This is a genomic window from Siminovitchia acidinfaciens (genome assembly GCF_003605385.1).
Taxonomy (GTDB): Bacteria; Bacillota; Bacilli; order Bacillales; family Bacillaceae_C; genus Siminovitchia; species Siminovitchia acidinfaciens.
Genome location: NZ_QYTV02000008.1, coordinates 86,443 through 98,267 on the forward strand (window position 1 = coordinate 86,443; position 11,825 = coordinate 98,267).

The 11,825-nt window shown below is 35.7% G+C and carries 11 protein-coding genes; all 11 read left to right on the forward strand.

The features are described from left to right. Positions 1-68 precede the first annotated feature (68 nt). The 11 genes from D4T97_RS15910 (at position 69) to D4T97_RS15960 (ending at position 11,797) form a co-directional block, all read left to right on the forward strand. Positions 69-1,901 carry a polysaccharide biosynthesis protein gene (locus D4T97_RS15910; RefSeq protein ID WP_126051750.1) on the forward strand — a complete coding sequence of 611 codons (1,833 nt, stop codon included), beginning with the start codon at positions 69-71 and terminating at the stop codon, positions 1,899-1,901. Between the two features lie 15 nt (positions 1,902-1,916). Next, on the forward strand, positions 1,917-2,795 hold the full coding sequence (gene galU, locus D4T97_RS15915) for a UTP--glucose-1-phosphate uridylyltransferase GalU (protein WP_126051751.1): 879 nt from the start codon (positions 1,917-1,919) through the stop codon (positions 2,793-2,795). Between the two features lie 5 nt (positions 2,796-2,800). Then, positions 2,801-3,949: a glycosyltransferase family 4 protein gene (locus tag D4T97_RS15920; protein ID WP_126051752.1), complete on the forward strand. Its 1,149-nt coding sequence runs from the start codon at positions 2,801-2,803 to the stop codon at positions 3,947-3,949. After that, on the forward strand, positions 3,934-5,043 hold the full coding sequence (locus tag D4T97_RS15925) for a glycosyltransferase family 1 protein (protein WP_126051753.1): 1,110 nt from the start codon (positions 3,934-3,936) through the stop codon (positions 5,041-5,043). Before D4T97_RS15920 ends, D4T97_RS15925 begins: the two co-directional genes overlap by 16 nt. Positions 5,044-5,050: 7 nt before the next feature. Continuing rightward, positions 5,051-5,941, forward strand: coding sequence for a glycosyltransferase family 2 protein (locus tag D4T97_RS15930; protein WP_126051754.1), 891 nt, complete (start codon positions 5,051-5,053; stop codon positions 5,939-5,941). 45 nt (positions 5,942-5,986) lie between these two features. Next, positions 5,987-7,066 carry an EpsG family protein gene (locus D4T97_RS15935; protein WP_126051755.1) on the forward strand — a complete coding sequence of 360 codons (1,080 nt, stop codon included), beginning with the start codon at positions 5,987-5,989 and terminating at the stop codon, positions 7,064-7,066. Next, positions 7,063-8,208, forward strand: a complete 1,146-nt coding sequence (locus tag D4T97_RS15940) for a glycosyltransferase family 1 protein (protein WP_126051756.1) — start codon at positions 7,063-7,065, stop codon at positions 8,206-8,208. Before D4T97_RS15935 ends, D4T97_RS15940 begins: the two co-directional genes overlap by 4 nt. A 15-nt stretch (positions 8,209-8,223) precedes the next feature. Then, positions 8,224-9,423, forward strand: coding sequence for a glycosyltransferase (locus D4T97_RS15945; protein WP_126051757.1), 1,200 nt, complete (start codon positions 8,224-8,226; stop codon positions 9,421-9,423). Positions 9,424-9,447: 24 nt separating this feature from the next. Beyond that, positions 9,448-10,482: a UDP-glucose 4-epimerase GalE gene (galE, locus tag D4T97_RS15950; protein WP_126051758.1), complete on the forward strand. Its 1,035-nt coding sequence runs from the start codon at positions 9,448-9,450 to the stop codon at positions 10,480-10,482. 72 nt (positions 10,483-10,554) lie between these two features. Beyond that, a complete protein-coding gene (locus D4T97_RS15955; RefSeq protein ID WP_164525604.1) occupies positions 10,555-10,731 on the forward strand; it encodes a hypothetical protein in 177 nt (58 codons plus the stop codon). A gap of 13 nt (positions 10,732-10,744) precedes the next feature. Beyond that, a complete protein-coding gene (locus tag D4T97_RS15960; RefSeq protein ID WP_164525605.1) occupies positions 10,745-11,797 on the forward strand; it encodes a GNAT family N-acetyltransferase in 1,053 nt (350 codons plus the stop codon). Positions 11,798-11,825: the final 28 nt, after the last annotated feature.

Consider the following 11,825-nt stretch of genomic DNA (forward strand, 5'->3'; position numbering starts at 1 on the left):
GGGGTCTTAAGACCCCCCCTAATTAAAAACTTTAATTCAAGCTAAAGAATAGTAAAGAGGAGGGTATTATGTCATATCGGAAAAGGATATCTATTTTCATCACTTTAGATTCAATTATCATTTTATCAGCTTTATACTTCGGAAATTATTTAGTAACCACGGGCTTTCCTGAATTAAATCTATTATTTGTTCTTAGTTCGTTTACCCTTTTACTTAGTTATCATGTTTTTTCTTTAATATTCAAAATTTACAAAAAGGCGTGGGAATATGCGAGTGTCGGTGAGTCGATTATTATTCTAAAAGTAGTCTCTCTATCGATCATTTCGGTTTCAGTCGTCCAGCAGCTGATGATGAATGGGCTTCATTTTAGATTGCTTGCGGTCACTTGCCTCCTATGCCTGTTGGGGATTGGAGGTACAAGATTTTGGTGGAGGATTTTTCGTGATGATTATCTAAATAACAGCCTTTATAAAAAAAGAACCCTAATTATAGGGGCCGGTTCCGCGGGAACAATGGTTGCTAGGCAACTACTGAAGAGTATAGATTCAGACCTCAAGCTGATCGCGTATATAGATGATGATTATAATAAACATCACTTGGATATATTGGGAATTCCAGTCATTGGAGGAATTAGTCAACTGGAAAAGGCGGTTGAAGAATTAAATATTGAAAATATTATTATTGCTATCCCTTCACTATCCAAGAAAAAATTAAACAAGATTTTCCTGGAATGCGCAAAAACAAAAGCACAAACACAGATTCTTCCTATGCTGGAGGATCTTGTAACAGGAAAAATTTCTGTTAATAAGTTTCGTGACGTAGAAGTGGAGGACCTCTTGGGAAGGGAGCCAATTGATTTAGATATTGATAGTATTTCAGGGTATGTAACGAACAAAGTAGTGTTAGTAACCGGAGCGGGAGGATCAATTGGATCTGAAATATGTCGCCAAATATGCAACTTCAATCCAAAGCAGTTAGTATTGCTGGGGCACGGAGAGAATAGTATTCATTCAATTGAATTAGAGCTTAAAGAAAAGTTCGAGCATTCACCTATCGAGTTATTACCCGAAATTGCAGATTTAAAAGATGCCCATAAAATGCAGTCCGTCATGAATAAGTATCGCCCAAATGTTGTATATCATGCTGCAGCCCATAAACATGTTCCTTTAATGGAACGAAATCCAGAAGAAGCTGTAAAAAACAACATCATCGGAACAAAGAACTTGGCAGAGGCTTCCAGCTTACATGGGGTAGAGACGTTTGTAATGATTTCGACTGACAAAGCGGTTAATCCGACAAGTGTGATGGGGGCATCGAAGAGGCTTGCTGAAATGATTATTCAGCATATGGATAGAAATAACAAAACGAAATTTGTGGCGGTAAGGTTTGGGAATGTTTTAGGCAGCAATGGTAGTGTAGTCCCTATATTTAAACAACAGATAAAAAAGGGGGGGCCAGTAAAAGTTACCCATCCGGAAATGGTTCGTTATTTTATGACTATACCCGAGGCTTCACGATTAGTTATCCAGGCTGGAGCCCTGGCCAATGGTGGAGAAATTTTCATTTTGGATATGGGAGATCCCGTCAAAATAGTTGACTTGGCTAAAAATCTCATCAAATTATCCGGGTTTTCGATTGAAGATATTGGCATAGAATTTACTGGAATCAGACCGGGAGAAAAGCTTTTTGAAGAGCTGTTAAAAGAAGATGAAATACATGAACAGCAAGTGTATACCAATATTTACATTGGGAGAACTTCAAACCTATACCTTGAAGAAATTAATGAGATTATTGAAAATTACAGTAGTTTAGAGAAGGAAATATTAAGAGAAACACTTATTAACTTGGCAAATAATCAAGTGAAACTGATAGATGAACCTCTAATATCAGCTTCAGGATAAGGGGAGTGGAAAGTAATGAAAGTAAAAAAGGCAATCATACCCGCAGCAGGATTGGGAACAAGATTTTTACCGGCCACAAAAGCGATGCCAAAAGAAATGCTGCCGATTGTCGATAAACCGACGATTCAATATATTGTTGAAGAAGCGATAGATTCAGGAATAGAGGACATCATTATTGTAACAGGAAAGGGAAAGCGGGCCATTGAGGACCATTTCGACCATTCCTTTGAGCTGGAGCAAAACCTGTTGGAAAAAGGTAAATTTGACCTGTTGGATCAGGTTCAAAAGTCATCAAAGATGGTGGATATTCACTATATACGTCAGAAAGAACCAAAAGGACTGGGCCATGCCGTTTGGTGTGCACGTAAGTTTATAGGAGATGAACCCTTTGCTGTTTTATTGGGCGACGATATTGTCAGGGCGGAAAAACCGTGTCTTAAACAAATGATAGAACAGTATGAACGCTATAATGCAACGATATTGGGAGTCCAGACAGTAAAAGAAGATGAAGTCTCAAGATATGGAATTGTTGACGGAGATGCTATTCGTGACCGCTTTTACAGTGTCAATAGCTTGGTAGAAAAGCCAAATCAGGAGGAGGCTCCCTCCAACTTGGCTATCATGGGGAGATATATTCTCAGTCCGAGAGTATTCGATATTTTATCCAAACAAAAACCAGGTGCAGGCGGCGAAATCCAGTTGACGGATGCCATTGCAGGCTTGAACCGTTTTGAAGCTGTATATGCCTATGACTTTGAGGGAGTCCGATATGATGTAGGAGAGAAGCTGGGATTTATTCAAACAACAATAGAGCTGGCCTTGCAAAGAGAAGAGTTGCGAAGTGAATTGCTTGATTATCTATCCTCTGTTTTAGATGAACAAATGATTGGGTGATGGTTATGGCAAGTAAAATTTTGTTTTGTGCAACAGTAGATTATCATTTTAGTGCTTTTCATCTGCCCTATTTAAAATGGTTTAAAGAACAGGGATGGGAGGTTCACATTGCTGCTGCGGGTAACATGGAGCTTCCTTACGTAGACAAGAAATATGACATACCTATTCAAAGATCCCCATTCAAAAGAAAGAACTTAGATGCATATAAGAAATTGAAATCAATCATTGATAACAATCATTATAAAATCATTCATTGTCATACACCGATGGGGGGAGTCTTATCACGATTGGCAGCCCGGCATACAAGAAAACAGGATACTAAGGTAATTTATACTGCGCATGGCTTTCATTTTTGTAAAGGCGCGCCTCGCCATAACTGGATGATTTATTATCCTATTGAAAAATGGCTTTCCGGGTACACGGATTGTTTAATCACTATTAATGAAGAGGACTATAATCTTGCGGTGAATCAATTCAAAGCTAATCAAATAGAACACGTTCATGGTGTAGGGGTTGATACGGAACTGTATACTCCGGTCGCTGAATTCTCTAAATCAGTGCTTAGAGCCAAGTATCATTATCAAGATGATGCTTTTTTGATGTTTTACGCCGCTGAATTTAATAAAAATAAAAACCAAAAAGTTCTCCTTGAAGCACTAGCTTTGATAAAAGAGCAAGTACCAAATGCAAAGCTTTTATTAGCAGGAGAAGGCCCACTTATGGACGAATGTAAACAGCTTTCAATCGATCTTAATATAGAGGGTATGATTCATTTCCTCGGCTATCGTAATGACATCGATTCATTATTAAAAATGTGTGATATTTCCGTGGCATCTAGTTTACGGGAAGGCTTACCTGTCAATATATTGGAAGCCATGGCTTGCGGGTTACCCATTATAGCGGTTGAAAACAGAGGGCATAGAGAGCTTGTATATGTTGATAAAAACGGGTGGCTTGTTGGAAATAATGCTATTGAAATTTCTGAAAAAATCATTAGTCTTGCGGAAAATGGGGATTTAAGAAGAGAGTTTGGAAGCCAAAGTCGAAAGATCATTTTGGCTAAATATAGTTTAAATAAAATTTTAGATGAAAAGTGCAAAATTTATAAAAGATATATGGATGATTTGGAGGAAGTTCAGTGGGCGGTCCATTAAGGGTATTACATGTCGTCGTAAATATGAACAGGGGCGGAGCCGAAACACTTATTATGAACTTATATCGAAACATTGATCGCTCCAAGGTTCAATTTGATTTCTTAACATGCAGGGCCGGGGTATTCGATGAAGAAATTTCAACAATGGGCGGGAGAATCCATCGAATTCCTTATATTTCGGATGTGGGACATTTCAAATATATAAAGGCCTTAACACAGTTTTTTTCCGAACAGGATCATTATGAAATCGTCCATTCGCACTTAGATAAGATGAGTGGAGTTGTGCTTCGGGCAGCAAAAAATGCTGGGGTTCCTGTCAGGATTTCACATAGTCATAATACGCAAAGTGAAGGAGGAATAGCTACAAGAACATATAAGTGGCTTGCTGGAACATTAATTCCTCGTAATTCGACAACATTCTTTGCTTGTTCTACTGAAGCTGCAAAATGGTTATTTAATGGGAAGTCACAAACCGCTCAAATATTAAAAAATGGGATAGAATATGAAAAATTTGCTTTCTCACATGAGGTAAGAAAGCAAGTAAGAGATGAATTGCAGCTGAATAATAAACATTATGTGCTTGGACATGTAGGAAGGTTTTCTCTCCAGAAAAATCATTCATTTCTCATAGATGTCTTTGCAAAATACTCTAAGATGAATGATCATGCGGTTCTTTTACTTATTGGGGATGGTCCTTTACGCAAGGAAATGGAAGAGAAAGTCCGGACTTTGTATCTAGAAAAAAAGGTGTTCTTTTTAGGGGTAAGAAGTGACATTAACCGAGTACTTCAAGGATTGGATTTGTTTGTTTTTCCGTCTTTGCACGAAGGTTTGCCCGTTTCGTTAATGGAAGCGCAAGGAGCAGATTTACCCTGTCTCATATCGGATCGTATTTCAAAAGAAGTTGATCTAGGAGTGCACTTAGTTCATTATGCGTCTTTGGAAGATACAGTGGAATGGGCAGAGCAAATAAAAAAAATTTCAAATAAGTGTATTTCAAAAACTAATGTCCCTGCAGCTTTAACAGCCCAAGGCTATGATATTACAGCCACTGCTAATCAGATTGAAGATTTTTATTTATCCGTTTCGGGGTGAACAAAAAATGAAGCTACTAACCGTTTTTACTCCGACTTATAATCGGGCATATTGTTTGGATAACTGCTACCAAAGTCTATTGCGCCAGACTAGTAAGGATTTTGTTTGGCTCATTGTAGACGATGGGTCTACGGATAACACAAAGCAGTTAGTAGATGAATGGATAAAAGATAATAAAATTGAAATAAGATATTACTGGCAAGAAAATCTAGGTATGCATGGGGCGCATAATACTGCTTACGACCTTATTCATACTGAAATAAATGTTTGTATTGATTCCGATGATTGTATGCCAGATGATGCTGTAGAAAAGATAAATGCCTTTTGGAGAAAATTTGGAAGTGAAGAAGTAAGCGGCATCATTGGACTCGACTCATACACGAATCAACAAATCATCGGTACAAAATTACCTGTACACCTCAAAAGCTCCACGTTGTTTGATCTCTATCATAAGTATGGGGTTATGGGAGATAAAAAGCTTGTATATCGAACAACATTGACAAAACAGTATCGGTATCCTATTTTCGCCAACGAAAAATATGTAGGGCTCGCTTATAAGTATTATATGCTCGATAAACAATACAAAATGTTACTTCTAAATGAAGTATTGTGCTGTGTTGAGTATTTACCAGATGGTTCTTCTTTAAATATGTTAAATCAATACGTAAAAAACCCGAAAGGCTTTGCTTTTTATAGAAAAGAACTCATGAAGCTCCCTTTTGCAAGTCTAACATTTAAATTTAGGCAGGCAATACATTATGTATCTAGCAGCTTATTGATGGATAATAAAAAGTTTTTAGGAGAATCACCTAATAAAGGCTTAACGATATTAGCTATCCCCTTTGGCATCCTATTATATCTTTATATTACATCCAAAACTAGGACTGCACCGGGGTGATATAACATTCTATGCTGTCCTCTTTTATTGGAAAGGAAAGGAAATATGACTGTTCTGTGGATCAATCTTGCTATCGTTTTTATTTTATCTTTTTTTGCAAGGTACTTCGCTACAGCTGTAGTTGCAACAGGAACAACACCTCCTATTAGACCGAACAAAATATTAGTATTAGCTGCTCTTATACCATTAGTACTTATTTCAGGCCTCAGATCAGGTATAGGCGATACTTTTTTTTATAAACATATATATGTGATTAATGATTTTACATGGGAGTATATCCTATCCCAGAAAGATATTGCATTTGGGATTCTCCAAATGCTCTTAAAAAAATTCTCAGATGATCCTCAGATATTAATTCTTACAACTGCTTTAATTACTAATGTACTGATTGTATATGTCCTATATAAATATTCACGGATGTTCGAGCTTAGTATGTATGTGTATATTACAGGGGGCTTATTTTTAGTTTCAATGAATGGGATAAGGCAAGTGTTAGCTGCGGCGATTATATTTACTGCGACAAAATATTTAATCGAGGGTAATTGGATTAAGTATTTTTTGATTGTTCTTCTGGCCTCAGCTTTTCATCAAAGCGCATTAATATTAATCCCTATATATTTTTTTGTAAGATATAAAGCCTGGTCAAAAGCAACGTTGCTTCTTCTTGTATTTTCAGTAGTCATCGTAGCAGGTTATGCTCAATTTTCCTCCATATTATTTTCTGCACTTGAAGAAACGCAATACGGTCACTACTCAGACTTTCATGAAGGTGGAGCAAACGCCATTAGGGTTGCAGTAAATGCCACCCCCCTTTTAATTGCTTTCCTTGGTAGAGAGAAATTCAGAGAGATATTTCCCAGCAGTGATTACATCGTTAATATGGCTCTGATTGGTTTTATGTTCATGATTATATCAACACAAAACTGGATTTTTGCAAGGTTTTCAATTTATTTTAGTTTGTATCAATTAATCTTGATATCTTGGATAGTAAAGCTTTTCAGTGATAAAAATCAAAGGCTCATTTACTATTTATTATTGATTTGTTACCTCCTATATTTCTTCTATGAAAATGTGATTAGTTTAAATATCATATATGAAAGTGATTTTTTTGGTGGGAGCAAATGACCAAATTAGACCACCCTAAAAGGGTCTTGCATATTGTAAGTTCAATGGGACGAGGCGGGGCTGAAACACTGATCATGAATATATACAGAAATATAGATCGGAAAAAGCTCCAATTTGATTTTATCACCCATAGCAAGGCATCTGGTGACTTTGACGATGAAATAAAATCAATGGGTGGCACTATATATAATATATCGAGCCTTGGCACAAAGGGTCCAATGAATTATATAAAGCAATTAGTTAATGTGATGTCTTCCAATGATTATGTAGCCGTCCATGCTCATACTGACTACCAAAGCGGCTTTCCAGCGTTGGCGGCTAAAATTTGTGGGATAAAAAATAGAATTTGTCATTCGCATAGTAATTTTTGGTTGAAAAGCAATAGTTTTAAAACATGGTTCACGCTTAAAATTTTGCAAGCTCTAATTAAGTCCTCCGCTACAAAGTTTTGCAGTTGTAGTGAAGAAGCTGCGGAATTCTTATTTGGTAAAAGGACGGTTATTAATGGCGGTGTACACATCCTGAAAAATGGAATTGACATAAGTGAATATATCGATATTGAAGCAAATAGTAGAGAAAGTGTGTTGAAAGAACTTGATTTATCAGAAGATACAAAAATCGTTGGTCATGTAGGGCGTTTTTCAGAATCAAAGAATCATAAGTTCATCTTAAAAATCATGAAAAAGCTGGTTGAAGAAGACAATCGTTTTACAGCTGTTTTAATCGGGGATGGCCCACTAAGAAAAACAATTGAAATGGAAGCTAAAAAATTGCGGATACGAGATCATATAAAATTTTTAGGGGTGAGGTCAGATATTCCTAGGCTTATGAATGCTTTTGACGTTTTTCTTTTCCCTTCATTATTTGAGGGGTTCGGTATCGTGATGTTAGAGGCTCAGTGCTCAGGGACGCCATGTATTGCATCGGACTTCGTGCCTAAAAGTACGGACATGGAGTTAGGTTTAGTAAAATACTTTCAACTAGAGGATGACATTGATAAATGGTGTGATGGCATTAAAGCAGCTGTATTAATGGATGGCCCAACTAACAATTCACGTATAAAAAACATCTCTAAACTTGGTTTTAACATTCAAGAAAATTTGAATGATTGGTTAAAATTATACGGAATTCAAAGCCAGTAAAGAGGTGTTATATTAATGAAGAAAAAAATTTTAATTGCTTCTTTTGATTTGGCAATAGGTGGTGTAGAACGCAGTTTAATCGGCTTATTAAATCAATTAGACTATAGTACATATGATGTGGATTTAATGCTATTTAAACACGAAGGAGAATTTCTTCCATTCCTGCCTGAGGGGCCGCATCTTTTGGATGAGGTGCCTCAATATGCAACTTTCAGGAAGTCTATTTATCAAATTTTAAAAGAAGGATATTATCCGATTGGTGTTTCGAGATTGTTAGCTAGATCCCTAAGTTCCATTCATGGGAAAATCAAACGTATTGATGAACCGGGTTATTTGGCGATTCAGTACGGTTGGGAAATGTCAACTCCCTTTCTCCCAAAACTAAATAAAGAATATGATGTGGCCATAGGTTTTCTATGGCCACATCATTTTATAGGGGAAAAAGTAAAAGCAAAGAAAAAAATTGGTTGGATACATACGGATTACTCAAATATATATGTGAACAAAAAGTTGGAAAGCCATATGTGGAATAAGTTAGATAATATTGTTGCTGTCTCTAATGATTGTTCAAAAACGTTTCTGAATATTTTTCCGAGTTTCAAAGGGAAAACGTCTGTCATTGAAAATGTCCTTTCACCTCTAATAATCAGAGAGCAAGCTAATTTAGAGATGCCGACAGAAATTAAGAAATTACCAGGAAAAACGATTTTAGTAACAGTCGGCAGATTTTCACATGCAAAAGGTTTGGATTATGCCATAAGAGCATGTAAGGAATTACTTGATACCGGATATGATGTTGAATGGTATGTGGTGGGATATGGACCTCTTGAAGATGAGCTAAATAAATTAATTAATGAATTAAATCTTAAGGATCGCTTTTTTTTACTAGGCAAAAAGATTAATCCTTATCCTTATATAAAAGCATGTGACATCTATGTTCAACCATCCAGATATGAAGGGAAGGCTGTAACCATTCGTGAAGCGCAGATTCTAGGAAAGCCAGTCGTAATGACTAATTTTCCTACCGCAAAAAGCCAAGCGCGAGATGAGTATGATGCGTTAATCACACCACTTAGTACCTCAGGGATTGTAAAAGGGATAAAGAGATTAGTAGATAATGAGGATTTAAGGGCAAGACTAATCTCAAATATACGCAAAAAGGATTATGGAAACGAGACCGAAGTGGAGAAGTTATATCAGTTAATTGAAGCGTAATCTAAAGGTAAGGGGGGATGAAAAATGGCTATACTTATTACTGGTGGAGCCGGGTACATTGGCAGTCATACGTGTGTCGAATTGTTGAAGGCAGGTTATGAAATTGTCGTGGTCGATAATTATCTTAATAGTAAACCTGAATCATTAAAGCGTGTGAGTGAGATTACAGGTAAGAGCTTTGATGTTTATCATGTTGACTTGATGGATGAGAAGAGTTTAGACCAAGTGTTTATCGAAAACCCCATCGAAGCTGTCATTCATTTTGCCGGATTAAAGTCGGTTGGAGAATCAGTTAAAACTCCACTATTGTACTATGAACATAATATTATTAGTACAGTCAAATTGTGTAACGTAATGGAGAAGTACAATGTAAAAAATCTTGTTTTTAGTTCATCAGCTACTGTTTATGGAGAGCCTGAGCGCATTCCAATTTCTGAAGATTCTCCATTAAAGGCAATGAATCCATACGGTCGTACAAAACTTATAATCGAAGAACTCTTATCTGATCTTTATGAATCCGATCATAATTGGAGTATTGCACTTTTAAGATACTTTAATCCAATTGGAGCGCATGAAAGTGGACTAATAGGTGAGGCTCCAAATGGAATTCCGAACAATTTGATGCCATATATTACTCAAGTGGCAATTGGAAAGTTAAAAGAACTAAATGTTCTTGGGAATAATTATCCAACTTGTGATGGTACTGGTATAAGGGATTACATTCATGTGGTCGATCTTGCAAAAGGTCATTTAAAAGCACTTGAAAAAATAACCGAAATAAATGGGGTCAATGCGTATAATCTTGGGACTGGTAAAGGATATAGTGTCTTAGAAGTGGTTGCAGCTTTTGAAAAAGCATCAGATGTAAAAATACCTTGTAAAATTGTTGGTCCAAGACCAGGCGATATAGCTATATGTTATGCAGACCCGTCTAAAGCTCAAATGGAACTTGGATGGATTGCTGAAAAAGGCGTTGAAGAAATGTGTGCAGATTCGTGGAGATGGCAATCTAGTAACCCAAATGGGTATGACACAAAAACTAAAATTAAGATAACATAAGTCCTCGCTTATAACATGAAAGCGGGGACTTTTTCTGCAAAAGTTTGTATAGGGAAAAGTGAGGAAGGCCCAGTGAATATTTCTGAAAGACTAACTCAGAAGAGTTTGAAAAGAATTTTAACGAATACTTATATTAAGGGACAAGAATCGGAAAATATAAAAGTCGAAGATTTATTGGAAGAAATAAAACAACAAGTTAAAACAGTTGTTAAAGGGAAAGAAAATATTGGTGATTTTGGTAACCTTTGAAGAGGAGAAAAACATGACTCAATTTGAAATAATTAACAATCCTTCCACATGGAATGTAAAACTTAAAAATTTTAGAGGAATAGATTGTTATTATTCTTATGAATATGGAAATTTATTTGCTAAGAAAGAAAATGGCAGATTATTTTCGGCATACTTTGAAAATAATCAAACTAAAATATTTTATCCATTTATCAAAAGGATCGTACCATTTGGAAATGGGGATCTATATGATATTGTAACTCCCTATGGATATGGTGGACCTTTTATAGAGGGATGTGAAGAATCAATCACGGAGTTTTACAAATACTTTAGTGATTATTGTGAAATGAATCATATTATTACTGAAACAATAAGATTTCATCCCTTATATAATAATCATAGATGGTTTAGGAATATTATTGATGTTGAGTATATAAAACAAACAACCGCTGCAGATTTAACAATTTCATTGGAAGAGATAAGACAAAATTACTCAAATATGAATAAACGCAATATAAGGAAGGCGATAAAGAACAATATATCTTGCTTTGTTGCGGAAAATAATTTAGAAAATATCTCTAAATTTGTTCAAATGTACAATGAAACAATGATTAAGAATAATGCAGCTGATTATTACTTTTTTGATGAAAATTATTTTATAGAACAAATGCAGGACACTAATTTAGGAAAAACTTATTTACTCTTCGCAAAATATAATAATGATATTATCGCCGGAACAATCGTAATTGTAGGTCAAGAATTTTCACACTATCACCTGGGGGCATCAAAATCCAGTTTTTTAGCTTTGAAGCCTAACAATTTAATGTTCGATTTTATGATTGAATTTTCTAAATCAAAAGGAGTGAAGCTTCTTCACTTAGGTGGAGGATATGAAGAGAATGATGGGCTTTTTAAGTTTAAATCTGCTTTTACCAATAATAATAATTTCGAATACTACATTGGGAAAAAGGTCCATAATACACGAGAATATAACAAAATAACAAATGATCTAAATAAACTATACGATGTTCAGGAAAATTACTTTCCGATTTACAGAGGGAAAATTAAGAAAAAGCAATTTGTTTAGATAATCGACTTAAAAGGTGTGATAACGT